26 protein-coding genes are annotated in these 26,812 nt (G+C 62.6%); 19 read left to right on the forward strand and 7 right to left on the reverse strand.

What is annotated here, in order from left to right; translation table 11 throughout:
* Window positions 1–437: 437 nt before the first annotated feature.
* The gene (locus AB4Y87_RS24805; RefSeq protein ID WP_442006886.1) at window positions 438–1,631 is read right to left on the reverse strand and encodes an MFS transporter; all 1,194 of its coding nucleotides are present in this window, start codon (window positions 1,629–1,631) and stop codon (window positions 438–440) included.
* Window positions 1,632–1,716: 85 nt separating this feature from the next.
* Window positions 1,717–2,937, reverse strand: coding sequence for an ROK family protein (locus AB4Y87_RS24810; protein WP_442006887.1), 1,221 nt, complete (start codon window positions 2,935–2,937; stop codon window positions 1,717–1,719).
* Between the two features lie 182 nt (window positions 2,938–3,119).
* Here AB4Y87_RS24810 and AB4Y87_RS24815 point away from each other — a divergent pair, with 182 nt between their 5' ends.
* From AB4Y87_RS24815 to AB4Y87_RS24875, 13 genes are all read left to right on the forward strand, one after another.
* Window positions 3,120–3,860: a sugar phosphate isomerase/epimerase family protein gene (locus tag AB4Y87_RS24815; protein WP_442006888.1), complete on the forward strand. Its 741-nt coding sequence runs from the start codon at window positions 3,120–3,122 to the stop codon at window positions 3,858–3,860.
* Complete coding sequence (locus AB4Y87_RS24820; RefSeq protein WP_442006889.1) at window positions 3,857–5,014, forward strand: Gfo/Idh/MocA family protein; 1,158 nt, start codon at window positions 3,857–3,859, stop codon at window positions 5,012–5,014. Before AB4Y87_RS24815 ends, AB4Y87_RS24820 begins: the two co-directional genes overlap by 4 nt.
* 42 nt (window positions 5,015–5,056) lie before the next feature.
* On the forward strand, window positions 5,057–6,385 hold the full coding sequence (locus AB4Y87_RS24825) for an ABC transporter substrate-binding protein (RefSeq protein WP_442006890.1): 1,329 nt from the start codon (window positions 5,057–5,059) through the stop codon (window positions 6,383–6,385).
* A 63-nt stretch (window positions 6,386–6,448) separates the two neighbouring features.
* Window positions 6,449–7,462 (forward strand): carbohydrate ABC transporter permease, encoded by a 1,014-nt coding sequence (locus AB4Y87_RS24830; protein ID WP_442006891.1) that lies wholly within the window; start codon window positions 6,449–6,451, stop codon window positions 7,460–7,462.
* Complete coding sequence (locus tag AB4Y87_RS24835) at window positions 7,455–8,294, forward strand: carbohydrate ABC transporter permease (protein ID WP_442006892.1); 840 nt, start codon at window positions 7,455–7,457, stop codon at window positions 8,292–8,294. The genes AB4Y87_RS24830 and AB4Y87_RS24835 overlap by 8 nt, the downstream gene beginning before the upstream one ends.
* A gap of 74 nt (window positions 8,295–8,368) precedes the next feature.
* Window positions 8,369–9,145 (forward strand): sugar phosphate isomerase/epimerase family protein, encoded by a 777-nt coding sequence (locus AB4Y87_RS24840; RefSeq protein WP_442006893.1) that lies wholly within the window; start codon window positions 8,369–8,371, stop codon window positions 9,143–9,145.
* Window positions 9,142–10,281 carry a Gfo/Idh/MocA family protein gene (locus AB4Y87_RS24845; protein ID WP_442006894.1) on the forward strand — a complete coding sequence of 380 codons (1,140 nt, stop codon included), beginning with the start codon at window positions 9,142–9,144 and terminating at the stop codon, window positions 10,279–10,281. The genes AB4Y87_RS24840 and AB4Y87_RS24845 overlap by 4 nt, the downstream gene beginning before the upstream one ends.
* A gap of 18 nt (window positions 10,282–10,299) precedes the next feature.
* The gene (locus tag AB4Y87_RS24850; protein WP_442006895.1) at window positions 10,300–11,511 is read left to right on the forward strand and encodes a Gfo/Idh/MocA family protein; all 1,212 of its coding nucleotides are present in this window, start codon (window positions 10,300–10,302) and stop codon (window positions 11,509–11,511) included.
* 1 nt (window position 11,512) lies between these two features.
* The gene (locus AB4Y87_RS24855) at window positions 11,513–12,514 is read left to right on the forward strand and encodes a sugar phosphate isomerase/epimerase family protein (protein WP_442006896.1); all 1,002 of its coding nucleotides are present in this window, start codon (window positions 11,513–11,515) and stop codon (window positions 12,512–12,514) included.
* Between the two features lie 30 nt (window positions 12,515–12,544).
* A complete protein-coding gene (locus tag AB4Y87_RS24860; protein ID WP_442006897.1) occupies window positions 12,545–13,444 on the forward strand; it encodes a TolB family protein in 900 nt (299 codons plus the stop codon).
* Between the two features lie 4 nt (window positions 13,445–13,448).
* Window positions 13,449–14,483, forward strand: coding sequence for a Gfo/Idh/MocA family protein (locus AB4Y87_RS24865; protein ID WP_442006898.1), 1,035 nt, complete (start codon window positions 13,449–13,451; stop codon window positions 14,481–14,483).
* Window positions 14,480–14,950 (forward strand): heme-degrading domain-containing protein, encoded by a 471-nt coding sequence (locus tag AB4Y87_RS24870; RefSeq protein ID WP_442006899.1) that lies wholly within the window; start codon window positions 14,480–14,482, stop codon window positions 14,948–14,950. The genes AB4Y87_RS24865 and AB4Y87_RS24870 overlap by 4 nt, the downstream gene beginning before the upstream one ends.
* Window positions 14,950–15,123 carry a hypothetical protein gene (locus AB4Y87_RS24875; RefSeq protein WP_442006900.1) on the forward strand — a complete coding sequence of 58 codons (174 nt, stop codon included), beginning with the start codon at window positions 14,950–14,952 and terminating at the stop codon, window positions 15,121–15,123. The genes AB4Y87_RS24870 and AB4Y87_RS24875 overlap by 1 nt, the downstream gene beginning before the upstream one ends.
* An 87-nt stretch (window positions 15,124–15,210) precedes the next feature.
* Here AB4Y87_RS24875 and AB4Y87_RS24880 read toward each other — a convergent pair whose 3' ends face one another.
* The 3 genes from AB4Y87_RS24880 to AB4Y87_RS24890 all read right to left on the reverse strand — a co-directional run bounded on the left by AB4Y87_RS24880 (window position 15,211) and on the right by AB4Y87_RS24890 (window position 17,980).
* Window positions 15,211–15,636 carry a ChaB family protein gene (locus AB4Y87_RS24880; RefSeq protein WP_442006908.1) on the reverse strand — a complete coding sequence of 142 codons (426 nt, stop codon included), beginning with the start codon at window positions 15,634–15,636 and terminating at the stop codon, window positions 15,211–15,213.
* A gap of 101 nt (window positions 15,637–15,737) precedes the next feature.
* On the reverse strand, window positions 15,738–16,406 hold the full coding sequence (locus tag AB4Y87_RS24885; RefSeq protein ID WP_442006901.1) for a response regulator: 669 nt from the start codon (window positions 16,404–16,406) through the stop codon (window positions 15,738–15,740).
* A gap of 2 nt (window positions 16,407–16,408) precedes the next feature.
* Window positions 16,409–17,980, reverse strand: coding sequence for a sensor histidine kinase (locus tag AB4Y87_RS24890; RefSeq protein ID WP_442006909.1), 1,572 nt, complete (start codon window positions 17,978–17,980; stop codon window positions 16,409–16,411).
* Window positions 17,981–18,265: 285 nt separating this feature from the next.
* Here AB4Y87_RS24890 and AB4Y87_RS24895 point away from each other — a divergent pair, with 285 nt between their 5' ends.
* The 5 genes from AB4Y87_RS24895 (at window position 18,266) to AB4Y87_RS24915 (ending at window position 22,406) form a co-directional block, all read left to right on the forward strand.
* Window positions 18,266–19,276 (forward strand): Bug family tripartite tricarboxylate transporter substrate binding protein, encoded by a 1,011-nt coding sequence (locus AB4Y87_RS24895; protein ID WP_442006902.1) that lies wholly within the window; start codon window positions 18,266–18,268, stop codon window positions 19,274–19,276.
* Entirely contained in the window at window positions 19,273–19,776 is a 504-nt protein-coding gene (locus AB4Y87_RS24900; RefSeq protein ID WP_216921747.1) for a tripartite tricarboxylate transporter TctB family protein, read from the forward strand. The genes AB4Y87_RS24895 and AB4Y87_RS24900 overlap by 4 nt, the downstream gene beginning before the upstream one ends.
* Window positions 19,776–21,398, forward strand: coding sequence for a tripartite tricarboxylate transporter permease (locus AB4Y87_RS24905; protein WP_442006903.1), 1,623 nt, complete (start codon window positions 19,776–19,778; stop codon window positions 21,396–21,398). Before AB4Y87_RS24900 ends, AB4Y87_RS24905 begins: the two co-directional genes overlap by 1 nt.
* Window positions 21,395–21,787, forward strand: coding sequence for a universal stress protein (locus AB4Y87_RS24910; protein ID WP_442006904.1), 393 nt, complete (start codon window positions 21,395–21,397; stop codon window positions 21,785–21,787). Before AB4Y87_RS24905 ends, AB4Y87_RS24910 begins: the two co-directional genes overlap by 4 nt.
* A gap of 88 nt (window positions 21,788–21,875) precedes the next feature.
* Window positions 21,876–22,406 (forward strand): GNAT family N-acetyltransferase, encoded by a 531-nt coding sequence (locus tag AB4Y87_RS24915; protein ID WP_442006905.1) that lies wholly within the window; start codon window positions 21,876–21,878, stop codon window positions 22,404–22,406.
* 32 nt (window positions 22,407–22,438) lie between these two features.
* Here AB4Y87_RS24915 and AB4Y87_RS24920 read toward each other — a convergent pair whose 3' ends face one another.
* Window positions 22,439–24,574, reverse strand: a complete 2,136-nt coding sequence (locus AB4Y87_RS24920; RefSeq protein ID WP_442006906.1) for an amylo-alpha-1,6-glucosidase — start codon at window positions 24,572–24,574, stop codon at window positions 22,439–22,441.
* Window positions 24,575–24,614: 40 nt separating this feature from the next.
* Window positions 24,615–25,697: a glycosyltransferase family 4 protein gene (locus AB4Y87_RS24925; protein WP_442006910.1), complete on the reverse strand. Its 1,083-nt coding sequence runs from the start codon at window positions 25,695–25,697 to the stop codon at window positions 24,615–24,617.
* A gap of 218 nt (window positions 25,698–25,915) precedes the next feature.
* Here AB4Y87_RS24925 and AB4Y87_RS24930 point away from each other — a divergent pair, with 218 nt between their 5' ends.
* Entirely contained in the window at window positions 25,916–26,617 is a 702-nt protein-coding gene (locus AB4Y87_RS24930) for a DsbA family oxidoreductase (RefSeq protein ID WP_442006907.1), read from the forward strand.
* Window positions 26,618–26,812: the final 195 nt, after the last annotated feature.

The raw sequence follows: 26,812 nt of genomic DNA on the forward strand, positions 1-26,812 counted from the left end.
GGCAACGGCAAACAACACTCGATGCCTGCTACGCCCGCAACCCACACCGCTACCGCCGCAGGCCCACCGCACCCGGAGTCCCTCCCCGGGCCGGCATCAACCACAAACAACCCACCCCGCTGTCACAAACAGCTTGATATATACCGTCCTACCGTCTAATGCGCAGCCAGCCCCCGAAACGGGCAAGCGCATCGGACACACCACGACGGCGACCCCCACCTACCGCTGCCAACTCGCTCCGTTTCGATGGTTGGCTGCGCACCATGCCGTGCGCACGGCACGTTCGGCAGCGCACCCCCGAAACGGGCAGCGAACGGAGACGGGCCCGCCCGCCGATTCGATAACCCGCTGCACACAAGACGATTCCTACCGTCTAATGCGCAGCGCACCCCCGAATCGGGCGCAACACCGCGGCACAGACCGACGCCGGCCCCCACCTACCGCTGCCGGGCCACCCAGCGCACGGACAACGTAACGCACACGCAGAACGCGAGCACCGAACCCAGGAGCACCAGCAGCGGCACGGTCCAGCCGCTGGACACAGCGTGGACGTAGCCGATGACCGTTGGCGCCAAGGCTGCAACCAAGTAGCCCACACCCTGCACAACTGCGGACATCTTCCCCGCGGCCGCCTGGGAGTGCGCGAACTTGATGATGGCGATGAACACGACCGTGATGCCGCCACCCTGCGCGACGCCGCCCATCGAAGACCACATCCACCACAAATCGGGTGCCAGCAGCAAGCCCACGGGAACCGTTAGCCATAACGCACTCAAGGTGACGGCAACCGTCGTCGTACTGGCAAAGCGGGCCAAGAGCGGTACGCCTAGCCCGCCCACAATCGCGAAAATCTGGAACAGCGATGATCCGGCGCCGGCCTCGGCGGCGCCCATCCCGAGCTCGTCGGACAGGAAGGTCGGCAGCCACGCCGTGATGCCGTAGTACGAGAACGCCTGGCCCGCGAAGCCAATCGTCAGGCCCACGGTGAGCCAGCCCACTCCAGCAACCGCAGCGGATGCAGAGCGGTCGGGCGCAGGAACCGCAGCCGGAACCAGCGCGCGCCGGAATCCAACAGTCGGTATCCAGAACAGGATGGCTGCCAACGCCAGAAGGGCACTCGCGGCCAAGGAAAGCCGCCAGCCCACCCATTCAGCGAGCGGCGCAGTAGCCACGGACGTGAGGAACGATCCGATATTCAGGGCGGCCGTATAGACGCCCATCGCGGTAGCTTGGCGCCGTGGAGCAAAGTCCCTGCGAATGATGAGCGGCACGGCGATATTGCCGATCGTAATAGCCACACCGATGATGACCGTCCCCACCATCACCGGCACGCCACCGCCACTGGACCGGATCACGACGCCAGCCAGTACGCCAAGCAGCGTGAGCATCACCGCGAATTCGGCGCCGAGGCGCCGGCCAGCCAAGGAGGCCAACGGCGAGGCGAGCGAAAAACAGAGCACAGGGATGCCGGTCAACAGACCGAGTTCCACAGGTGAGAATCCGAGGTCGGCCTGCAGGGAACCCACCACGGGGGCCACTGCTACGAACGGCCCGCGCATGTTGAGCGCGATCAGGCCGATGCACGCGAGGATCAACCAACCCCTTGGAACTTTGGCGAGGAACTGGTTCATGCTGTGCGCGGGAGGGCTGCGGGAAACGTTTTCATCACCTTCATTGCTATCACGCCATCACCCGCCAGCCCGCACCAAGAGGCGTCTATCCCGCTGCTTGGAGCGTGGCTTCAATCACTGCCGGCGACAGCACATACTGCGTCACCATCTGGCTGGCGCCCAGGATTGCAGCACGATCACCGGCCATGGAAATACCGATCCGCAGGTGCGTCGTGGCCAACGGCAGCGAACGCCGGTACACAACCTCGCGAATACCGGCAACCAGGTGTTCGCCAGCCTCTCCCACGCTGCCGCCGATGATGATCATGGACGGATTGAGCAGGTTGACCACGGTGGCCAGCACATCGCCGACGTCCCGCCCCGCCTGCCGCAGCGCCTGGATGGCCTGCAAATTTCCTTCGCCCACGAGCCGCAGGACATCTGCGCCTGTGGCGGCTTCGAGACCTTGAGCCTTGAGCTGGCGGGCGACGGCGGGACCTGAGGCGAGCGCTTCCAGGCACCCGTAGTTGCCGCAACGGCAGAGGACGTCGTCGCCACGGGGCACCCGGACGTGGCCGAGGTCCCCGGCAGTGCCGTTGGCGCCACGCTGCAGCTGGCCGCTGCTGATGATGCCTGCGCCGATGCCGGTAGCGACTTTGATGAACAGAAAATTCTCGTGGTCGGGCCAGTATGCGGTGCGTTCGCCGAGCGCCATGATGTTGACGTCGTTGTCCACCAGAACTGGAACGGGTAGCGAGCGCTGGACGTAAGGGACGACGTCGAATCCGTCCCAGCCAGGCATGATGGGCGGCTTGACCGGCCGCCCGGTGGCGTGTTCCACGGGGCCGGGCAGTCCGATGCCAATGCCGGCGAGGTCGCCAAGTTCGCGCCCGGCTTCGGTCAGCAGCTCACGTCCGGCGTTGATGACCTGGCCAAGGACGACGTCGGGGCCCTCGGCGACTTCCTGCGTCAGCCTGCGTTCGGCGAGGACGCTTCCACCGAGGTCGGTGACGGCAACAATCACGTGGGTCGCTCCGACGTCGACGGCCAGGACCACGCGGGCGGCGGGGTTGAAGGCAAAGCGCGACGGCGGCCTTCCGCCACTTGATGTGGCCTCCCCGGCGGGCCCTACGAGGCCGGATCCGATCAGGGCGTCAATGCGGGAGGCGACGGTGGAGCGGGCGAGTCCTGTGGTGAGGGCAAGTTCAGCACGGGTCCGGGCTTGGCCGTCCCGCAGGAGCTGGAAGAGGTCCCCGGCACGTGAAAGGTTACCGGCGTCCTGCGCGGGGGCGTCTTTTCCGCCGTGGTGTCCGGGTGCTGAGGTCATGCCATTAGTGAAGCACGATTGCTTATGCGTGTCATGCGGCAGAAGTTTGTCGGCCATATTTCAACTTTTGCTTGACGCTCGGCAAAAGTCCCCCTAGGTTGTGAGGAGCAGCACATCACCCCCTTGGATGTCGTAAATCAACGGCATCAATTTGCCTCCACCCACAACGACGAGGAGAGACAGTGTCATATTCGATCCAGCTCTACACGGTCCGAAAGGCCCTTGAAGAGGATCTGGCGGGAACCATCCAGCGCTTGGCCGAGATCGGCTTCACCATGGTTGAGCCATACCGTTTCGTTGCCAAGGCCGAAGAACTCAAGCAGGCATTGACGGAGAACAACCTCACCGCTCCGTCCGGCCACGCTCCTTTGCTCAGCGATGACCAGGACGCAATCTTTGCTGCTGCAAAGCACTTGGGCATCGGAACTGTTATTGACCCGCATGTCCCGATCGAGCGCTGGAACACGATCGAAGACATCAAAGCAACCGCGGAACAGCTCAACGCGGCCGCTGCCAAGGGATCCGAATACGGTGTCCGCGTCGGCTACCACAACCACTGGTGGGAAGTTGAGTCCGTCATCGACGGCAAAACGGCGATCGAACATCTGGCCGACCACCTCAACCCCGAGGTCGTCCTGGAACTGGACACGTACTGGGCAGCAGTAGGTGGCCAGAACCCTGCCGAACTCCTGGCGCGACTTGGTGACCGCGTCAAGTTCATTCACGTCAAGGACGGACCCGTGACCTCGGACCCGTCGAGCCAGCTCGCCGTTGGTGCTGGTCAGATGCCTATTTGGGACGTATTGAGCGCCGCCGGCTCTCTTGAAGCAGCGGTCGTGGAACTGGACGACTTCCAAGGCAACATGTTCGACGCCGTGGAAGACAGCTACAACTACCTCAACGCCGGGAAGGTGTCCGCATGAGCCACGCAGCAGGAGCCGCGTTTGGTTCTCTGACATCAAGCCCGGTGGGTTCAGGCCCGGTGGGAGTCGGCATCATCGGCGCAGGCGTCATCAGCAAGCAGTACCTGGACAACCTCACAAGCTTCCCTGATGTTCGCGTCGTGGCGATCGGTGACTTGTTCGAAGAGGCCGCAGCCACCCGCGCCAACGAGTACGGCATCCCCGTGCACGGTGGCATCGATGCAGTCCTCGGCCACCCCGAGGTGGAGATTGTCATCAACCTGACCATCCCCGCTGCCCACGTGGAAGTTGCCACTCAGGCTGTCAACGCCGGCAAGCATGTCTGGAGCGAAAAGCCGTTCTCCCTGGACCGGGAAAGTGGCTTGGGCCTGCTCAAGGCAGCGGACGCAGCCGGCGTCAGGCTGGGTTGCGCACCGGACACGTTCCTCGGCGCCGGCCTCCAAACTGCCCGCCGCATGATCGAACGCGGTGACATTGGCACTCCCCTGACAGCACTGACTTTGATGCAGTCCCCGGGTCCGGAGTCCTGGCACCCGAACCCCGCATTCCTGTTCCAGGATGGCGCCGGTCCTCTGTTCGACATCGGTCCCTACTACCTGACCACGCTCGTGCAGACCTTTGGCAGCATCCGCAAGGTAGGCGCTTTCGGTTCCAAGTCCCGCGAAACACGCGTGATCGGCTCGGGTCCCAAGGCCGGCGAGACGTTCGACGTCACAGTCCCGACCCACGTCAGCTCCATCCTGGAGTTCGAGAACGGTGAATCTGCGCAGAGCATCTTCAGCTTCGATTCCCCGCTCAAACGCGCAGGGTTCGTGGAGATCACCGGTTCCGAGGCCACCATCGCTTTGCCGGACCCGAACAACTTCGACGGCGACATCAGGATTTGCGCGCTCGGTTCCGACGACTGGACAACAGTCCCTTCAGTTGGCTCAACTGCCAGCCGTGGAGCGGGTGTCCTGGAAATGGCCCGCGCCCTCCGTGAGGGCCGGCCGCACCGCGCCCAGGGTGAACTTGCGTTCCACATCCTGGACACCATGGCCTCTATCGCAGAGTCGATCGACAACCGGGCCTTTGTGGATGTGGAAAGTTCCGCAGCACAGGTCCCTGCCCTGCCCGAGGATTGGGATCCCACAGCAGCAACGCTTTCAGCCTAGTTTCAGCCAGCACCAGCTCGACGACGAGAAAACCGGAGCATCATGAAGAATCCCCTGAAAGTCCTATCGGCGGTTGCCGCGACGGCAGCCTTGGCACTGGGTCTCAGCGCCTGCGGTGGCGGCGGTGGCAGCCCACAAGCAAGCAGCGACACCATCACCTACTGGGCATCGGACCAAGGCAACAGCTTGGACGACACTGCAGCCAAGCTGAAGCCCACGCTGGATCGTTTTACCGAAAAGACCGGAGTAAAGGTACAGCTGGAAGTCATCAGCTGGACTGATCTCTACAACCGCATTCTTACGGCAGTTACCAGTGGCGACGGTCCTGACGTCCTCAACATTGGAAACACGTGGGCCGTGACCCTGCAGGAGACGGGCGCTTTTGAGCCCGTGGAAGGTGAACTGCTGGAGGCCGTTGGCGGCAAGGACCGCTTCCTGAAGACCAGTTGGTCGACCGGTGGCGCGGAAGGCAAGACCCCCACGTCTGTGCCGCTCTACGGTTTGGCGTACAACATGTACTACAACACCAAGCTGTTCAAGGAAGGCGGCATCGAGAAGGCCCCCACAACCTGGGACGAATTTGTGGCCGATGCCAAGAAGCTCACCAAGGACACCAACGGCGACGGCAAGCCTGATCAGTGGGGCTTCACTGCCGCGGGAGCATCCGTTTCCGCCAACTCGCACCAAGCGTTCGTTCGTGGCCTGCAGAACGGCGGTACCTTGTTCGACGGTGACGGAAAGCCCACCTTCGACAGCGATCCCCAAGTTGAGGGAGTCAAGCAGTTCGTGGACTTGATGGCCACGGACAAGGTGATGTCGCCGTCGGACGCTGAACTGAGCCAGGGCAGCCAGAAGGTGGACAACCTCATCAACGGCAAGGCCGCCATGATGTTCGACCAGAGCCCGCTGAAGAACTTTGCAGCGCGCGACTTCAAGGACTGGGGCGTAGCCCCGATCCCCATGATGACCGCGGGAGCTACCGGTGACCGTGGCACCCAGAGCCACGTGGCCGGTATCAACCTCAGTGTCTTCAAGAACAGCGACAACAAGGCAAATGCCATCAAGCTGGCCGCGTTCCTGACCAGCGACGAAGAGCAGATCGCCCTCAACAAGGCCTACTCCTCCCTGCCTGTAGTAACAGCCGCGTCGAGCGATGCAGCCTTCCAGACGGAAGAGGTCAAAGCCAAGAATGACGCCCTGGCCAACCACTCCCTGCCCATGCCGCTGATCGCCAAAGAGGGTCAGATGGAGACCCTCACCGGCACAGCAATCAAGAACCTCTTTGCCAAGGCGGCAACGGGAACTGTTTCCGAAGACGACATCCGGGCGGCCCTCAAGGACGCCAACAACCAGATGGCCGCGGCCCAGTAACCAGGTCCAGTGAGCGGGGATGCCACCACAAATCGGTGTCCCCGCTCCGGCAAAGGAGTTTCCATGTCCCATTCAGCATTGGACAGCGGCCCGGCCGCTGCAGGCAGCCCCGCTGCCGTTGATCCCGAGCCCGGCCAATCACGGGCCGCAAGCAGGCCGCCGGTACGTAAACGGCGTCGCTCGTTCCTCCCCTACGGCTTGATCCTTCCGGCCGCGATCCTTGAGCTCCTGATCCACATCGGACCGATGCTCCTTGGCATCTGGATCGCGTTCATCTCCCTGACGCAGCTCAACCTCACCAACTGGCTCAACGCACCGTTCGTGGGGCTGCAGAACTTCATCAACGGCCTCAACCCGGACAGCACCATCGGCCAGGCCTTCTTCAGCACCGTTGGCCGCACGCTGGGCTACACCATCCTGGTGGTCGGCTTCTCCTGGGTGCTCGGCATGGCAGGCGCGGTTTTCCTCTCCTCTAACTTCAAGGGACGCGCTCTTCTTCGCACGTTCTTCCTGGTCCCCTACGCACTCCCGGCCTACGTGGGAACCATTGCCTGGGCCTTCATGTTCAACCAGCGCGACGGCGCAGTGAACCAAATCCTCGTGGACACCCTCCACCTCTTCGGCGACGAACGCCCCTTCTGGCTGCTGGGCCAGAACTCCTTCGGAGCCATGGTGATTGTGAACGTATGGCAGCTGTGGCCCTTCGCTTTCCTCATGCTGATGGCGGCACTGCAAAACGTTCCCACTGACGTCTATGAGGCAGCGGCCATTGACGGCGCTACGCTCTGGCAGCAGTTCCGTCGCATCACGTTGCCCATGGTCCGCCCGGCCAACGGGGTGCTGCTCATGGTCATGTCGCTGTGGACCTTCAACCAGTTCAACGTTCCCTTTGTCCTGTTCGGAGCCACATCTCCCAAGGAAGCCACCCTTATTTCCCCACTGATCTACCAAAACTCCTTCGGCAGTTGGAACTTCGGCCTGGGCGGCGCAATGAGCGTGCTGCTGCTGATCGCACTGTTCATTGCCTCCGTTTTCTACATCCGCATGGTGCTGCCCAAGGGAGCCGACAATGATTGAGACACGCAACTTCCGGATCCTCAGGAACATAGTCCTGACCATCCTGTCCCTGTGGGTGGCGATCCCGCTCTTCGTAGTAGTCTCCACCTCGCTGAAACCCCTCAAGGATGTCTCCGGACTCTTCCAGTGGATTCCCCGGGAACTCACCGCCTCACCGTATCTGGACATCTGGACCACGGTTCCGCTGGCCAAGTACTTCCAGAACAGCCTCATCATCACCGTCTGCGCAACAGCGTGCTCAGTGACAGTGGCTGTCCTTGCCGCCTACGCCATTGCGCGGTTGCAGTTCAAGGGAAAGCGCGCTTTCAGCCTGACTGTCCTCTCCACCCAGATGTTCCCTGGCATCCTGTTCCTCCTGCCGCTGTACCTGATCTTCACGCAGATCCGCAACATGACCGGCTTGCAACTGCAAGGCTCCTACCTCGGGCTGATCATCACGTACATGACATTCACTTTGCCTTTCGCCATCTGGATGCTGAGCGGCTACTTCGCCTCGATACCCAAGGAACTGGAAGAGGCTTCGATGATCGATGGCACTGGCAGGATGGGAGCACTGTTCCGTGTGATCCTCCCTGTTGCCAAGCCGGGCATCATCGCAGTTGCCGTGTATTCGTTCATCTCCGCATGGGGCGAGGTTTTGTTCGCATCCGTCCTGACCAACGAATCCACAAAAACACTGTCCCTGGGGCTCAAGGCCTACGCCAGTGAATCAGACGTGTTTTGGAACCAACTCATGGCCGCTTCCGTTGTGGTCAGCCTGCCCGTGTTGATCGGATTCATCCTGGTGCAAAAACACTTGGTGGCGGGGCTGTCGTCAGGAGCAGTTAAGTAGGTTCACTGTTAAGTACGAGCAACAGCCAAGTACGAGCAACACCGTTATCCGGGCGATCATCGAGAAGGAACCCAATGTCTTACTCACTCCAGCTCTACACCGTTCGCAACGCCATCCAGGAGGACCTGCCTGGGACCATCAGGAAGGTCGCCGAGATCGGCTTCACACAGGTGGAACCGTACAACTTCGTGGCCACCGCCAAGGAACTCGGCGCCGCTTTGAAGGAGAACGGCCTTACCGCTCCTTCCGGGCACGCACCGCTTTTGAGCCAGGACCAGGACGAGATTTTCGCTGCGGCCAAGGAACTGGGCATCACCACCGTGATTGATCCTTTCCTTCCTGCGGAGCACTGGCAGGACGCCGGGACTATCCAGTCCACCGCCGCAGCGCTGAACGCGGCAGCGAACAAGGGCGCCGAGTACGGCATCCGCGTTGGCTACCACAACCATGCGTGGGAGCTGGAGTCCACCATTGAGGGCCAGACTGCACTGGAGTACTTCGAGGGACTGCTGGATCCGGAACTCGTCCTCGAGGTGGATACGTATTGGGCAGCTGTCGGTGGCCAGGATCCTGTGAAGCTTCTGGAGCGCTTAGGCGACCGGGTGAAGCTCATCCACATCAAGGACGGACCGGCCACCACGGATACCAAGGCCCAGCAGCCCGCCGGCCAGGGAACTATCCCGGTCCTGGACATCATCGCCGCAGCCCAGTCCCTGGAAGTTGGCGTGGTGGAGTTCGACGACTACTCCGGCGATATTTTTGAGGGCATCACCGAGAGCCTGAGGTATTTGACGGCTGCGGCAAGCGTTCAGGCAGCCGAGGGAACTATTTCCGAGGAGGCAGGGGCATGAGTTTCACACCTTCAACCCGCAAGGGTCCCGTTGGCATCGCGGTCATCGGTGCGGGCAATATCAGCAAGCAGTATCTGGATAATCTCACGGTCTTCCCGGACGTGAAGGTCCTGGTGATCGCAGACCTCTTCGTCGAGGCCGCCGAGGCGCGGGCCAAGGAATACGGGATCCCCGAATTCGGTGCGCCCGAGCTGGCACTGAACCATCCCGACGTCGAAATCATCGTGAACCTGACCATCCCGGCGGCGCATGTCGAGGTTGCCACGGCCGCTGTCAACGCTGGCAAGCACGTCTGGACGGAGAAGCCGTTCTCCCTGGACCGCGAGTCCGGGCTCGGCCTGCTGAAGGCAGCGGACGCCGCGGGAATGCGGCTCGGCACAGCGCCTGACACGTTCCTGGGTGCGGGGTTGCAGACAGCCCGCAGGATCATCGAGCGCGGGGACATCGGTACCCCGTTGACGGGCATGACCACGTTCCAGACCCCAGGCCCGGAATCCTGGCACCCGAACCCGGCGTTCTTGTTCCAGCACGGCGCCGGCCCGTTGTTCGACATGGGCCCGTACTACCTCACAGCCCTCATCCAGACCTTCGGCTCGGTCCGTAAGGTGGCCGCCGTCGGCTCCTCCGCGAAAGCGACCCGGGTCATTGGTTCCGGTCCGAAGGCCGGGGAGGAATTCGCCGTCGAGGTCCCCACGCACGTCTCCGCCATGGCACAGTTCGAAAGCGGCGCGTCCTCGCACAGCGTGTTCTCCTTCGAGTCCCCGCGCCTGCGGATGGGCTTCGTGGAAATCACCGGCTCCGAGGCCACGCTCTCGCTGCCGGACCCGAACTACTTCGACGGCGACCTCAAGCTCTGGCGCCCGGGCGCGGAAGAACCCGAGATCATCCCGGCCACCGGACCGGCCAACGGCCGCGGCCTGGGCGTGCTGGACATGGCCCGTGCCCTCCGCTCAGGCGCCCCGCACCGCGCCACCGGCGAACTGGCTTACCACGTGCTGGACACCATGGTCTCGATCTCCGAATCCGTGGAATCGGGCTCGTTCGTTGACGTCACCAGCAACGCGCCCACCTCCGAACCAGTCCCGGAGGACTGGGCGCCGGAAACCGCAACACTCCAGGCAACCGCAACTCCGTAAGTAACGAGGAACCCCACCATGAGCACCCCCGCCCACACTGACCAGAGCCAGGGCACCCAGCAACCTACCCGCCCATTGGGGGTCGCCGCGATCGGCTACGCGTTCATGGGTAAAGCCCACTCGAACGCGTGGCGGAATGTGGCCAGCTTCTTCGATGTCCCGGCCTTCGAGCAGAAAGTGCTCGTCGGCCGGGACGCCTCCCTGGTAGCTGAGGCCGCCGCCAAGTACGGCTGGACCGAGTTCGCCACCGACTGGCGGTCCGTCATCGAGCGGGACGACATCCACATCGTCGATATCTGCGCCCCGGGCTGGATGCACGCCGAAATCGCCATCGCCGCCCTCCAGGCCGGCAAACACGTCCTGGTGGAAAAGCCACTGGCGAACACCATCGCCGAAGCCGAAGCCATGACCGCAGCCGCCGCGGCCGCGCGTGAGAAGGGCGTGCAGTCGATGATCGGCTTCAACTACCGCCGCGTCCCAGCCCTGGCCCTTGCCCGCGAGCTGATCGCCGAAGGCCGCCTCGGCACCGTCCGGCACGTCCGTGCCGCCTACCTCCAGGACTGGCTCTCCGACGCCGAATCCCCCATGACCTGGCGGCTCCGCAAGGAAACCGCCGGCTCCGGCGCGCTGGGCGACATCGCCTCGCACGCCATCGACCAAGTCCTGTTCCTCCTGGGTGACGCCGTCACCGAGGTCACGGGCCGCCTGCACACCTTTGTGGATCGCCGCCCCGGGGCGAATGGCCCGGAAGATGTCACGGTCGACGACGCCGCCTGGGCCACGCTGACCCTCGCCTCCGGAGCAATCGCCTCGGTGGAAGTCAGCCGGGTAGCGACCGGCCAGAAGAACTCCCTCAAACTCGAAATCTACGGCGACAAGGGCACCATCCTCTTCGACCTCGAAGCCCTGAACGAGCTCGGCTTCCTTGATGCCACAGTCCCCGTCCGCGAGCAGGGCTTCCGTCGGATCCTCGTCAACGAACCCGAGCACCCCTACCTCGAAGCCTGGTGGCCGCAGGGTCACATCATCGGCTGGGAACACACCTTCACGCACCAGATCCGGGACTTCCTCCTGGCCATTCGGGACGGCAGCCAGCCCTCGCCGTCGTTCGAAGAAGGCCTGAACGTCCAGCACGTCCTCGCTGCCATCGAAGAATCCGCGGCGGCCAAAAGCTCACTGATCCAGCTTCACACCACCTCCATAAACAGCACCCCTACTGAAGGAGCCTGACATGCCCCGCCCGTACACCCTGTTCACCGGCCAGTGGGCCGACCTCCCGTTCGAGGAAGTCGCGCGCCTCGCCTCGGGCTGGGGCTACGACGGCCTGGAAATCGCCGTCTCCGGAGACCACCTGGACGCCTGGCGCTGGGACGAACCCGGCTACGTCGAATCCAAACTCGCCATCCTGGAAAAATACAACCTCAAGGTCTGGGCCATCTCCAACCACCTCAAAGGCCAGGCCGTCTGCGATGACCCCATCGACTTCCGCCACGAAGCAATCATCGGCTCCCGCGTGTGGGGCGACGGGGAACCCGAAGGCGTCCGCCAACGCGCCGCCGAAGAAATGAAACACACCGCCCGCCTCGCCAAGGCGTTGGGCGTGGACACGGTGGTCGGGTTCACCGGGTCCTCCATCTGGCAATACGTCGCCATGTTCCCGCCCGTCCCCGAAAAAGTCATCGACGCCGGCTACCAGGACTTCGCGGACCGCTGGAACCCCATCCTCGACGTGTTCGATGAATGCGGGGTCCGCTTCGCCCACGAAGTCCACCCCAGTGAGATCGCCTACGACTACTGGACCACCGTCCGGACCCTGGAAGCGATCGGGCACCGGCCCGCGTTCGGCCTGAACTGGGACCCGTCCCACTTCATGTGGCAAGGCATCGACCCCGTGTCCTTCATCTGGGACTTCAAGGACCGGATCTACCACGTGGACTGCAAGGACACCAAGCTCCGGCCCACCGGCCGCAACACCGTCCTGGGCTCCCACCTGCCCTGGGGCGATCCGCGCCGTGGCTGGGACTTCGTCTCCGCCGGACGCGGGGACGTGCCCTGGGAATCCTCCTTCCGCGCCCTGGCCGCGATCGGCTACAACGGCCCCATCAGCATCGAATGGGAAGACGCCGGCATGGACCGCCTCCACGGCGCCCCCGAAGCCCTCGCCGCTCTGAAAAAGTACGACTTCCCCGCCTCCCAAACCAGCTTCGACGCCGCCTTCAGCACCAAGGACTAGTTCAGCAGCAAAGACTAGGAAAGGACCGACGTGATCCGCCCCCTTCAATCCGGCCAGCGCTGCGAGGTGTGGATCGCGTCGGTCAGCGGGGAATCTGTGCTGCTCTACAGCACCGACGACCTCCTTCTCGAAGCGCCCAATTGGACCCTGGACGGAAGCTCACTCATCCTCAACGGGGACGGCAAACTGTGGCGTTTCGATCTCGACGCGGTCTCTCTGGAGCCTATATCCCTCATCGGCGTCCCCGACCTGAACAACGACCACGTCCTGGCACCTGACGGCCAGGGCATCTTCGTCTCCGCGAACGACGGCCACATCTACCGTGCTTTACTGGGCGGCGGACCGGTCACGCGCATCACCGACGACGACGGCTCCTTCCATTTCCTCCACGGCGTCAGCCCGGACGGCAAGGAGTTGGCGTATGTGGGGATCGAAGCGGGAGACTTCACGCAGCCAGGTCGCCTGATGACCATAGCGTCCGACGGCGGCGCTACCGCCAGCGTCGATGTCGGCCGCTTTCATGTCGGTTCAGGGCACTGCGACGGGCCGGAATACTCGCCCGATGGGAAGTGGCTTTACCTGAACACGGAATCCTTTTCGTCCACACAGGGTCACGCCCAGCTTGCCCGGGTTCGCGTCGACGGCACTGGATTCGAGCGGCTCCTCGAATCTGAAACGGTCGACTGGTTTCCGCATCTCTCCCCCGATGGCAGGTACGCCAGCTACATTCGGTTCCCCCGCGGTACCGTAGGACACCCCGCTGACCTGCCGGTCGCCGTCGTGCTTGTTTCTACAGACGACTGGGCCACGCCGCTAAATACATGGCCACTTTTCGGTGGCCAAGGTAGCCTCAACGTCAACAGCTGGTCGCCGGACTCCCGGCGTTTTGCGTATGTGGCCTACCCGCTTTCTGACTCGACGAAGGACTAAGCACGTGACCCTCAGCAATGGCACCTCCGACGGAACAATCCGCTGGGGCATCCTCGGCACAGGATTTATTGCCGGACTCCAGACGCAGGACCTGAAAGAGAACGGCTTTACCGTGCAGGCTGTGGGCTCGCGCTCATCGGAGTCCAGCAAAGCATTCGCTGAGCTGCATGGAGTGATGACCGCCCACGGCAGCTACGAGGACTTGGTGGCAGACCCGCTGGTTGACGTGGTCTACATCGCTACGCCGCACCCGTTCCATCATGCCAACGCACTCTTGGCGCTCAACGCCGGAAAGCATGTGCTGGTGGAGAAGGCCTTCACGATGAACGCCCGCCAAGCCCAGGAGATCGTGGACCTGGCCGAGTCCAAAGGCCTTGTGGCATTGGAAGCTATGTGGACGCGTTTCCTCCCGCACATGGTGCGCATCCGCGAACTCATCCAGGAAGGCACCATCGGCGAGGTCCGGAAGGTGGTTGCCAGCCACAACCAGAGCCTTCCCAAGGACCCTGCCCACCGGCTCAACGATCCCGCCCTGGGCGGCGGAGCGCTGCTGGACCTGGGCATCTACCCGATCTCCTTTGCCTTCGACATCCTGGGTACGCCTGCCATAATCCGGGCAAGCGCCTCCATGTCGGCCACCGGCGTGGACAGGCAAACGGCGGCGATCTTCGAGTACGCCGACGGACAGCAGGCCATAGTGGACTGTGAACTCGACGCCGCCAGCGCCAACCGCGCCATGGTGATCGGTACAGAGGGCTATATCGACATCGAACACACTTGGTACAACCAAGTGCCCTTCACCGTTTTCCGCGTTGATGGCGAGGTGGTGGAGCGTTTCGAGCAGCCCGTGAAGAGCCGGGGAATGCAGTACCAGGCGGCCGAGCTGGAACGCCTGATCCGCGCCGGTGAGACCGCTGGCACCATCCTGCCGCCGAGCGAAAGCGTGGCCATCATGGCGGCCATGGATGAAATCCGCCGCCAGATCGGGCTGTCGTACGCGGCGGATGCTGTTGTTTCAGAAGAAGGTGCAACGAAATGACTGAATCTGCCCGCCTTGTGGAGCTCCGCCAGCAAGAGGAAGAACTCGTCTTCGCAAGCTTTGACCACCACGATGCCTGGCGCCTCGGCTCGCTCATCGCCAACCACGCGATCGCTTCCGGTTATGGCGTTGCCATCGATATCCGGCGGCACAACCTTGTGCTCTTTCGCTGCGTCCTGCCCGGAGCCACGGCCGACCAGGAGGAGTGGATCCGCCGCAAGTCCGCCTCGGTGCTGCGTTTTGAACACAGCACGGCGCTGCTGACTGAACAATTCTCGGAACGCGACCCGCTGCGCGGCGGGTGGCTCGCTCCGGAGGACTACACCCTCGCTGGTGGCTCGTTCCCGATCCGTGTCCGCGGTGCGGGTGTTGTTGGTGCCGTTACCGTGGCCGGATTGAGCTCTGATGAGGACCATGAGCTAGTGGTCGATGGGATCCGGAATTATCTGAAGACGGTGGCGGGGTGATGTCAGCCGATGATCCAGAGTCCGTGCAGGAAACCCTCCACTGGCTATCCCAGCCCGGCATTCGCGAAGACCTTGCCCAGGCACGGCGCGACATCGCCGACGGCAATACCATCAGCGGCGATGACCTTCGCCGGGAATTCGGATTGCCCATGAGAAAGTCTTACAAGATTTAGGAGACTTTATTGCGTTCTAATAAAGCGCCATGAGATGAATAAATCGCGGGGCCCGCTTCAATTTGCGGCGTCCCGAAAGTGCAAAGGCTAGCCCCCTCGCGCCTTCCGGGTTGCGGCGTCGTTGGCTTTCTGAAGCGCCGTGACGAGTTCTTCCTTGCTCATTTTCGAGCGGCCTTTGATGTCCAGCTCCTGAGCGCGCTGATAGAGATGTTCCTTGGAGGCGTTGGCGTCCACTCCCCCGGCGGTTGGTTTCGTTGACTCAATGCCCTCTTCCGCGTGCGGGTCAGAAGGTCCGCGTTCCTCCTTCGCCTCCCAGTGGTCGCCGACCTTCTCGTAGCTGTGCTTCACCGCGGCAAAGGCGGTGCGGGCCGCCCGGCTCTCATCGTTGTCGTAGGTCTCCATGGCGGAGTCGTAGGTCTTGGCGAAGGTATCTTGGGCCTTCTGCTCAGAGCGCTGCAGAGTGGATGGGAGTTCGTCTTTGAGGGCATGATTGTTCTTGCCGGTCTTAGGCATAATACTCACGCTCCTTTGTCAGAAAGCCTGATCATGGACGTGCATCCAGTTTATCAATTGACCCTTGGGGCAAGACGGACGGGCACCCCGTCACAAGCGGCTCACCGCCCCTTCAGCACATACCTTCTCTCAGGCCTCCCGACGCCGTACTTCAGCCTCACTTCCAACGCGCCTTCGTCATGGAGGTACTCAAGGTAACGGCGGGCACTCACCCGGGACGTCCCCAGTTGCTCGGCAACTTCGGCGGCGGAGACGTCGCCGGGGGCCGATTTCAGCGCGGTCTCTACGAGTTCCAGTGTCTCCACGCTGCATCCCTTGGGCAGCGTACGTTGAGCGGAATCCAGCCCGAATACCCGGTTGACATCCGACTGCTCGGCCACGTCCTTGGAAGCGTCCAGCCCTTGGTAGGCATTCAGATAGTGCTGCAATCGTTCCTGAAGATCAGACTGCGAAAACGGCTTGATCAGGTAGTGCACAATGCCGCCGCGCAGTGCTTTGCGCACGGTTTCGGTTTCACGGGCCGCACTGATCACCAACACGTCAAGGTCCGGGGCAACGTCCCGGAGCTGATGCATCAGGTCCAGCCCGTTGACGTCCGGGAGATGGATATCCAACAGCACCAGGTCCGGCCGCAGCCGCTGCGTTTCAAGAATGGCCTGCGCGCCAGTGTGCGCAACACCAACGACGCCGAACCCGGGCGTCCGTTGGATAAAACCGGCGTGGACCTTGGCCACCATGAAGTCGTCATCCACAATCAAGACTTTGATCACGATTACACTGCCCCTTTATTGAATTGTGCGGTGAACACTGCCCCTTGGTCGTTCGCTACTGTCAGATCGCCGCCGGACCGACGGCAGATCACCCGCGAGAGCGCCAGGCCGAAGCCCCGGGCGTCGCCGGGCCCGGGTTCCTTCGTGGAAAAACCCTGCCGGAAAATGTCCTCTGCGGAGCCGGAGGGCACACCTGGTCCGTTGTCCCGGACTGTGACCGAAACACCGTCCGCAGAGTTGACCACCAACACCCGTACGGATGCCCCAACCCGTCCGGTGACGGCGTCGAACGCGTTGTCCACCAAATTGCCCACCACAGTGGTGAGGTCCCGGGAGAGTTCCTCGTTCACGCGCGGGAGCCCGGACTGCGGGTCGATCTGCAGTTCCACGCCCCGCTCGGTGGCCAAACTGGCTTTGGCTATCAGGAGGGCGGCGAGCGCCGGGTCCTCGATACGGCTGGTCACTTCATCGTTGAGCCGGGTCCGGTCCACGGTGGCGCCGTTGACGAACTGCACCACGGAATCATATTCGCCAATCTGGATCAGGCCGGAAATGACGTGGAGTTGGTTTGCGAATTCGTGGGCTTGGGCACGCAAAGTGTCCGTCACGGTTCGCGTGGCTCCGAGTTCACTCTCCAAGGACGACAACTCGGTCCGGTCCCTCAGGGTTGTCACGGAGCCGATGTCGCGCCCATGGGACTTCAGGGCCACCCTGTTCATGACTACCAGCCGGTCCCCCACGAGCACCAGTTGGTCGGGGTCTGACTGTTCCCGGGTTAGTCCCACCTTCAGCGCGTGGTCCACATGGAGAGACCCAAGTTTTCGGCCCACACAGTCTGCGGGCAATCCGAGGAGTTGACGGGCGCTCTCATTTGCCACTGTAATCCGCTCGTGCGGGTCCAGCGCCACCACCCCTTCCTTGAGGCCTTGCAGCATCGCTTCACGGTTTTCCACGAGCCCGGTGATCTCCCGGGGCTCCATTCCGAGGGTTTGCCGTTTGACGCGACGGGACAGCAGAAGGGAACCGGCGACGCCCAGGACACTCGCGACGCCAAGGTAGGTGAGGAGGTTGGGGACCACGTCTTCCAGCCGTTCAAGGGCGGACGGATAGTTCCTGCTGATGGAGGCGATGCCGATCATGGTCCCGGAGTCGTCCAGTACCGGCACGTGTGCTGAGAGAACTTTCCCTTCGTTGCCGGCAAGGACTCCGGTCCAGGCCCGGCCTTCCTTGACCCTGCTGTCGCCCAGCAGGAGCGGCTTGCCCAGCTGGCTGGGATCCGAGGACGTCACTACTGTGCCGTCCAGCTTTGCGAGTGCCACGTGGGAAGATCCGGATACAGTGCGAATGGACTCGGCCACGGCGGGAAGGGATGACCCGTTGCGGGGTTCGGCGGTGGGCAACAGGGCGCGCACAGTGGGGTTGTTCCCCAGGGCCTCTGCAGCGGACAGGGCCCGGCGTCCTTCAGTGCGTTCAAAAGCAGCGGCAGATTGGGCCAGGGAGATGGCTACAACAGCGACCAGGACCGCCAGGACGATCAACAACTGCAGCACAAGGTACTGCCCTGCCAAGGACATTCCTCTTCGTCGAGTCACTGTTTGGATCCTTTGGTGATTCCAATATGCAAGGGCCGCTAACAGTTTCAAAAGTAGTCCGCCTTGGCGTATCGGAACTATACCCTAAGCACGCTGAGCACCAGCGGGGCTGCGCCGTATGACACGGCAGAGGCGTGAACGCAATGAACTTAAAGATCACTGCGAACACAAGAGTGATGACCGTCACGCCGGCACCTAGCATCAGTTCACGGGGCACAACGCTGATCGCCCCGCACTGAATTTTTCGATGATGAGAAGAGGAATACCATGCGCCAGATCCGCGCATTGCGAATCGCCGCCGTCGCTGCCGGCATCGCCCTGATGGCCACCGGCTGTGGCGCCACAGGTAAGAGCTCCACCGGTTCTGCCAGCTCCGGCGCTGCAGCCGGACCCGTCACCGGACTCCAGATCATGGTTCCCAATACTCCCGGCGGCGGTTACGACACCACCGCACGGGCGGCCGCCAAGGTGCTCGACGACGAGAAGATCGCCAACAACACGGAGGTCTTCAACCTTGCAGGTGCAGGCGGCACGGTGGGTCTGGCCCGCGTCGTCAACGAAAAGGGCAACGGGGACCTCACCATGCTCATGGGTCTGGGTGTTGTGGGTGCCAGTTACACCAACAAGTCCGAGTCGAAGCTGACCCAGACCACCCCGCTGGCACGGCTCATTGAAGAGCCCGGCGCCATCATGGTCAGCAAGGACTCCCCGTACAAGACCATCGATGACCTGGTGAAGGCTTGGAAGGCAGATCCCGGTTCGATCTCCGTGGGTGGCGGTTCCTCGCCTGGTGGTCCCGACCACCTCTTGCCCATGCAGTTGGCAGGCGCAGTTGGCATTGACGCCACTAAGGTCAACTACGTCGCTTACGACGGCGGTGGAGATCTCCTTCCAGCCATCCTGGGCAACAAGCTTGGCTTCGCTGCTTCCGGTGCCGGCGAGTACCTGCAGCAGATCAAGTCCGGTGAAGTACGCGTCCTGGCCACCAGTGGCGAGAAGCGTCTTGAAGGTGTTGACGCCCCCACGCTGAAGGAGTCCAAGATCGATCTGGTCTTCACCAACTGGCGTGGCATGGTGGCGCCTCCGGGCATCAGCGAGGACGACAAGAAGTCCCTGATTGCCGCACTGGAGAAGATGCACGAATCCGCTGGCTGGAAAGAAGCCCTCAAGACCCACAGCTGGACCGACGCCTTCATCACCGGTGACGAGTTCCAGAAGTTCCTGACGGACCAGGACAAGCGGGTGGCGGACGTGCTCACCAAGCTTGGCTTGGCGTGAGCACTCTGGCAACAGGCCTCAAAGGCCGCGCCGAGCTGGGGGTAGCCCTCCTGCTCGGCGCGGTAGGCGTCCTTGTCTTCCTCGACGCCAACGGCCTGGTCACCCCCTATTCGAAGTCGGACCCGGTAGGGCCCAAGGCGGTTCCCTTCGTCGTTGCCGGGCTCCTGGTGGTCTGCGCAATTCTGCTGGCCATCAACGTTCTCCGCGGTGGCAAGGGTGAGGTGGAAGGCGGCGAGGACATTGACCTCGCACACCCCGCCGATTGGAAGACTGTGCTTCCCCTTGCAGGAGCCTTCATCCTCAACATCCTGCTCATCGATTGGGCCGGCTGGGTCATCTCCGGCACTGTCCTGTTCTGGGGCAGCGTGCTGGCACTTGGCAGCCGGCACTACGTTCGTGACGGGATCATCTCCGTTGCACTATCCCTGGCCACCTTCTACGGCTTCTACCTCGGCCTTGGCATTGCGTTGCCGGCCGGACTCCTGGAAGGAATCCTCTGATGGACGTCTGGTCCTCTTTGATGGACGGTTTCGCAACCGCCCTCACCCCCATGAACCTTCTGTACGCCATGATCGGCGTACTCCTGGGTACGGCCGTTGGCGTTCTGCCAGGGCTCGGCCCGGCCATGACTGTGGCGCTGCTGCTTCCGGTCACGGCCGCCCTTGAGCCCACCAGCGCCTTTATTATGTTCGCGGGCATCTATTACGGCGGCATGTATGGCGGCTCAACAACTTCCATCCTGCTGAACACACCCGGCGAATCGTCGTCTGTTGTGACGGCCATCGAGGGCAACAAGATGGCGAAAGCCGGGCGGGCAGCACAAGCGCTAGCGACGGCGGCGATTGGTTCGTTCATTGCCGGCACGATCGGTACTGCCCTGCTGGCAGGTCTTGCACCGTTGGTGGTTCAGTTCGCCGTGAGCTTGGGCGCACCGAGTTACTTCGCCATCATGATCCTCGCCTTGCTGGCCGTCACCGCGGTCCTGGGTTCATCCCGGCTCAGGGGCTTTGCCTCCCTGGGATTGGGCCTGGCCATCGGTTTGGTGGGCATTGACTCCGTTACCGGCCAGCGCCGCCTGACCTTTGGCCAGCCGATGCTGGCCGACGGCCTGGACATCGTGGTGGTGGCAGTGGCCATCTTCGCCGTTGGTGAAGCACTGTGGGTTGCCGCGCATTTGCGGCGTTCACCGCTTCACATCATTCCTGTCGGGCGGCCTTGGATGGGCAAGAAAGACTGGGCCCGCTCCTGGAAACCCTGGTTGCGCGGTACGGCCTTCGGCTTCCCGTTTGGCGCACTTCCCGCCGGCGGTGCCGAGATCCCCACCTTCCTCTCCTATGTCACCGAGAAACGGCTGACCAAACATCCGGAGGAATTCGGCAAGGGAGCCATCGAAGGCGTCGCAGGCCCCGAAGCGGCCAACAACGCTGCCGCAGCCGGAACCCTGACCCCAATGCTCGCCCTGGGCTTGCCCACCAACGCCACAGCCGCCGTCATGCTCGCGGCGTTCACCTCGTACGGCATCCAGCCCGGCCCGCAGCTGTTCTCCAGCCAAGGTCCCCTGGTGTGGGCACTCATCGCGAGCCTCTTCATCGGTAACCTGCTGCTCCTGCTCATTAACCTGCCCCTGGCACCCCTGTGGGCAAAACTCCTGCAGCTTCCACGGCCCTACCTCTACGCCGGCATTCTCTTCTTCGCCACGTTGGGCGCCTACTCGGTGAACCTGCAAGCGTTCGACTTGGTGATCCTGCTGGTGCTCGGAGCGCTGGGATTCATGATGCGGCGCTTCGGGCTACCTGTGTTGCCCCTGATTCTGGGCGTCATCCTCGGCCCGCGCATCGAAGGGCAGCTGCGCAGGACTCTCCAGCTGTTCGCCGGTGACCCCGCCGGGCTGTGGAGTGAGCCAATCGCCGTCGTGGTCTACATCATCGTGGCTATCGTCATCCTCTGGCCGCTGCTCTTCAAGCTGGTCCGCCGCAACCGTCCGGTGCCAGCCAGCGTCGTACCGGCGCACCCCAGTGAAACGCTCCTGACAGAGGATGCCGCCATCCAAGCTGACGAGTTCCAGCACAACATCCAGCACAACGCCCACCACAACGTCCACCACAACAAGGAGAAGCCATGACCATCGTGGTGGGATACGTCCCCACGCCCGAGGGCGAAGCCGCATTGACCCAAGCCATCGCCGAAGCGAAGAAAAGCAACGACACCCTGTTGGTGATCAACTCTTCCAAGGGCGACGCCCTGGTGGACAACAGGTATGCCCAGGAACCTGAGATCCAGACCATCGAGGAACGTCTGGCACTGCAAGGCATCGAGCACATCATCAAGCAGCCCGTCCGCGGCCACGATGCCGCTGCTGAGGTACTTGATGCGGCCGACGAGCACAACGCCGAGCTGATTGTGATTGGCCTCCGCCGCCGCAGCCCGGTAGGCAAACTCATCATGGGCAGCGTCTCGCAACGGATCCTGTTGGAAGCGGACTGTCCGGTGCTCGCCGTGAAAGCAGACTAAACGCAAAACCGGGAGATTGTGTCCAGCTAATGCCCTTAAGATTCGTTCTTAGGGGCATTAGCCGTTCACAAACTGCAAGGAGGGCCACGTGGCCGAGACCATTCGAACAGCAACAGCGGACGACGCCGGGAAGCTGGCTGAGCTTGCGGCCGTCACCTTCCCGCTGGCGTGCCCACCCGGCGCCTCACCGGCGGACATCCAGGCCCACCTCGAGAAGACGCTCGTCGAAGCGAACTTCGTCGATTACCTCGCCGATCCGAACATCACCATTTTGGTGCTCGACGATGACGGCCAGTTCAACGGGTACACCATGCTGATTGCCAAGCCGGCAGGCGACCCGGATGTAGCTTCCGTCCTCTCGGCGCTCCCCTCCACGGAACTCAGCAAGTGCTACGTCCACCCGGATCACCACGGCCAAGGAGCCGCATCCCGCCTCATGAAAGCCTCCATCGCCGACGCGGCGGAAAAGGGCGCGGCCGGACTCTGGCTCGGCGTTAACAGTGAAAACGCCAAGGCCATCCGTTTCTACGAAAAGAGTGGTTTCCAGAGGGTGGGCACCAAGTCCTTCAAACTGGGAGACACCGTGGAGCATGACTTCGTTATGGAGCACACGCTCTAGCCAATGGCAGCGCGGCCTGAGGCCGTGACCAGCTAGCCGAACAAGTCCCCAGCCAATGGCGGGCGGGGATCGGAGTGCAGCTCCAAGCCGGCCGGCAATCCTGTCACGGTGCCATTGCCCGCGGAAGCCTGGATAGTGACCCGCGAGCGCCCCAGCAGCACGTTTTCGGCTTTGAACTCCCCGAACGCGTCCGGGAGGATGGGCGCCAGATGGAGTACTTTCCTGGTGAAATCGGGGTCAAACCGCAGCAGGATGCGGGCCAGCTGAATCGGCGCCGCGGCCGCCCATGCCTGGGGGGAACACGCCGTCGGATAGGGCACCGGCTCCGGGAAGTCCGAGCGGTCAAAGCCGCAGAACAGTTCCGGAAGCTGCCCCCCGAAGTGCTCAGCGGCGTCGAACAGTCCGCTCGCCACCCGGCTGGCTTCCTTCACGAAGCCGTACCGCATGAGTCCAGTCGCCACGAGGGCCGTATCGTGAGGCCAGACCGAGCCGTTGTGGTAGCTGACGGGGTTGTAAGCTCCCATGTCCGAACCCAGGGTACGGATCCCCCAGCCCGTGAACATTTCAGGTGACATCAGCCGCTCCGCCACAAGTGCAGCCTTGTCCTCGTCCACGATGCCCGTCCACAAACAGTGGCCCATGTTGGACGTACAGGAATCCACGGGTTTCTTGTCCTTATCCAGGGCAAGGGCGAAATAGCCTTTGTCCGGCAGCCAGAATGCCTCGTTGAACGCGTCTTTCAGCGCTTCGGCCCGGTCGGCGCAACGGCGTTCGACGGCGGTATCGCCCGCGGCGCGCGCCAGCAGCGAACGCCCAACGTAGGCGCCGTAGGCGTAGGCCTGGACCTCGCACAGGGCAATGGGAGTTTCAGCGATCTTGCCGTCGGCGAAGTTGATGCCGTCCCAGGAGTCCTTCCACCCTTGATTGATCAGGCCGTGGCTGTTGGGGCGTTGGTATTCGATGAACCCGTCGCCATCCCGGTCACCATAGTTTTCCATCCAGGAGATAGCACGGTCGGCATGGGGAAGGAGGGAATCGATGATGTCCGTCCCCAGGCCCCATCGGCTGAGCTCCCCCAGCAGCATGACGAAGAGTGGCGTTGCATCCACCGTCCCGTAGTAGGCGGTTCCGCCCAAGGAGAGTCCGGCCGTGACTCCCAGCCTCACCTCGTGGGGCATCCGGCCCGGTTCTTCCTCGGAGTCGACGTCCTCTTTGCTGCCCTGTAACCCGGCGAGTGTTTGCAGCGAGCCCGCTGCGAGTCCCGGGTCCACCATCAGTGACATGTAGGACGCCAGGATCGAGTCGCGTCCAAACAGTGCCATGAACCAGGGTGCCCCGGCTGCGACGGCAGCGCGGCCAGGGTGTTCATGATCGAAGATCCGCAGGGAACCAAGATCGCTTTGGCTTCGCTCGAGGACTTCCTCAACGTTCCTGTCCGTGACAGCGATCCGCGGAATGTGCTCTGCCCACGCCATGTGCCGCCGTACCCCAATGGTGTGGTGCAGCGCAGTGGTTTCCGTGAACGGGTCATCCGGTCGTTTTCCGTTGATCAACGGAATGGCAATGACGCTGGTACTCCATTGACTGCGGGCCGGGATGGTGATGTGGAACGTTAGACCTTCCGGATTCGCTTTGGCCCCCGAAGCCCGGAACACCACGCCACGGCGTTCCCCGTTGGCGTGGACGGACTCAATGTGCAGCTCCTTCTTGCGGGCCGTCTTTTCGGCGGCTCCTGCCCTGCTTGCCCTGCCACCCTTGACGTCGAAGAGGTCTGCGAGGTCGGCGTCGATGAGCAGCTCGATTTCGCACGGCGCCGGCTGCCCGGAGTAGTTCCTGATAGTGAGGTCATCCCGCAGCCCGGCGCCCACATGCCGCTGATGCTGTACAACCAGTGGACTGTCAAAGCGCCCATCGCTGGAGCAGGCCCGGCCAACATATTCGGCTTGAAAAGCGGTGCGGTTGGTGGTGCCCAATGGTTCCCGGAGGGCCCCGTTGATTCTCAGGATCCAACGCGACACTATCCGGGTGTCCTGGTAGTAGGTGCCTTGGGAGCCGCCGCCGTGGATGTCACCGGAGTGGGCGGAGATGCAGAAGGATGAACCTTCCACGATGGTTACAGCGCCCAGCTCGGAAGCGCCTGCCTCCGTATCGGCGTTCCAAGCAGTCATGGCCCACGAAGCCTTCCTCGGGAGATGTCCTGCTCATCAGTCACAGGTTGATGGGGGCTTGCCTCTGATTGTCTTGCAACTTGCCGTCCCCGGGAAGTCCCCCGGCCTTGAATTCTTCAATGACCGTGGCGTAAAGGTCCAGATGGTCCGCCGCCATCCGTGCAGCGTTGAAATACTCATCCACGGTTCGCCGACATTCCGCACGGCTGATCCCTTGCACGTCCTGTACAAACCCTGCGAGTTCATTGGTCTGCGCGAGATATCCTGTGACGCCATGCTGGACTATTTCCGGTGCCGCGCCCATGGGGGTGGACAGAACTGGTGTTCCTGTGGCCAACGCCTCGATCATGACCAGCCCGAACGGTTCATGCCACTGGATGGGGTTGATCAGCGCCATCGCCCCACCCATCAGTTCGTACTTCTCCGGATCTGAGAGTTCGCCGAGGAATTCTTCCTGTGACCCAAGGATCGGCTCCACGACGTCGTGGAAGTAGTCCCGCTCCTCCTTGGCATGCATCTTGGCAGCGATGCGCAGCGGCACACCGGCCTCGCGGGCAACGGCCACCGCCTCCAGCAAGCCTTTGTCCGGGCACATACGTCCAACAAAGCATGCGTAGCCGCCGGCCCCGTCGCCGACAGAAACCGTGGACAGGTCCAGGCCATGGTGGATGACTGCGGATATTTGCAGGTCGGAAATGCGGCTGCATTGGTCATGCGAAATGCCGATGATTGCGGTGTCCTGGGCCATATCCCGGTAGAGCCCTGCATACCTCGGTGTCAGCGGGCCATGGACGGTGGTCACTACGGGAACACCCGGCGGCCGGTGGGCGTAGAGGGGCCCGGCAAGGGTGTGGTCGTGGATGATGTCTACGTCCTTCATGCCGGCATAAGCCTTGATGACGTGGTGCAACTCGCTGAGCGTCTGCCCCAACTCTTCAGGCTCGCTCGGCCCAAAGCCCCGCAATTGGGGAACCGGGCAAGTACTGTCGGCTGCCGTGGCCAGGAGCACCTCGTGCCCGGCATCGGCAAGGGCGCGGGCCAACGCATCTACAACCCGTTCCGTGCCGCCGTACCGTTCCGGGGGCACTGTGAACCATGGCCCAACGATGAGTCCAACGCGCATGCTGTAGGCCTCCACAAACATTCGAACCCACGCACGGGGTTCAACCTCGTGTTGATCGCGGCCCCAGACACACGCGATTCCTGGGGCGAAGAGCGCCCCACCGGCTAGCTGCATAACCTGCTTCACACATTAGGCTGGGCACGCCCGCCCCGGCAATGGGTGACGAAAATAACAGACTTTTCCGGAATGCTCCCGCGGCCCTGGAGGTTGACCACAGCATGAAGATTGAGATCTGGTCCGACGTCGCGTGTCCGTGGTGCTACATCGGCAAGCGCCGTTTTGAGACTGCCCTGGCACAGTTCCCGCACCGTGATTCCGTGGACATTGAGTGGAAGAGCTACCAGCTGGATCCCTCAATCCCGGAGCACTATGACGGCACGGAACTGGATTACCTGAGCAAGCGCAAGGGCATGGCCCCGGAGCAGGTCAAGCAGATGTTCGCCCATGTCACGGAGACCGCCAAGGGCGAGGGCCTGGACTATCACTTCGACAACGTAGTAGTTGCCAACAGCTTCACAGCCCATCGCCTCATCCACCTCGCCGCGGCCCATGGCCGCCAGGATGCCGCCAAAGAACGGTTGCTGAGCGATCACTTCGAGCACGGCAAGGACATCGGCAACCAGGAATACCTCGCGGAACTTGGCGCCGCTCTGGAACTCCCCGCCCACGAAGTCGCAGAGCTGTTCACCACTGACAAGTATTCAGACGCCGTCAACGAGGACATCAATGAAGCCCGCGCCATCGGCGTCACCGGTGTTCCGTTCTTCGTCATCGACCGCAAGTACGGGATCTCCGGCGCCCAGCCAGCGGAGCTCTTCAGCGAGGCACTGAACCAGGCRTGGCAGGAAGCCAATCCCCTGATYCCCGTGGGCGCATCCGACGCCGAGGCCTGCGGTCCGGACGGCTGCAGCGTCAATTAAAACAACGCGGGGTCACCTATGGCCCATAATCCCCCTCGGGATAGGCCATAAGTGACTGTGAGGATTGTTGTGGCTGGTCTGGGACTGGCTGGCAGAGTGGGTATTGGCCGTGCTGCCCCTTGGATGTGACTCAGTAAGTGACTGGCCCCGCAAGGGTGTCCTGGAGTGGGATCTGTCCATCCGAGGGGTGGGGCG

Source organism: Paenarthrobacter sp. RAF54_2 (assembly GCF_052113945.1).
Lineage (GTDB): Bacteria > Actinomycetota > Actinomycetes > Actinomycetales > Micrococcaceae > Arthrobacter.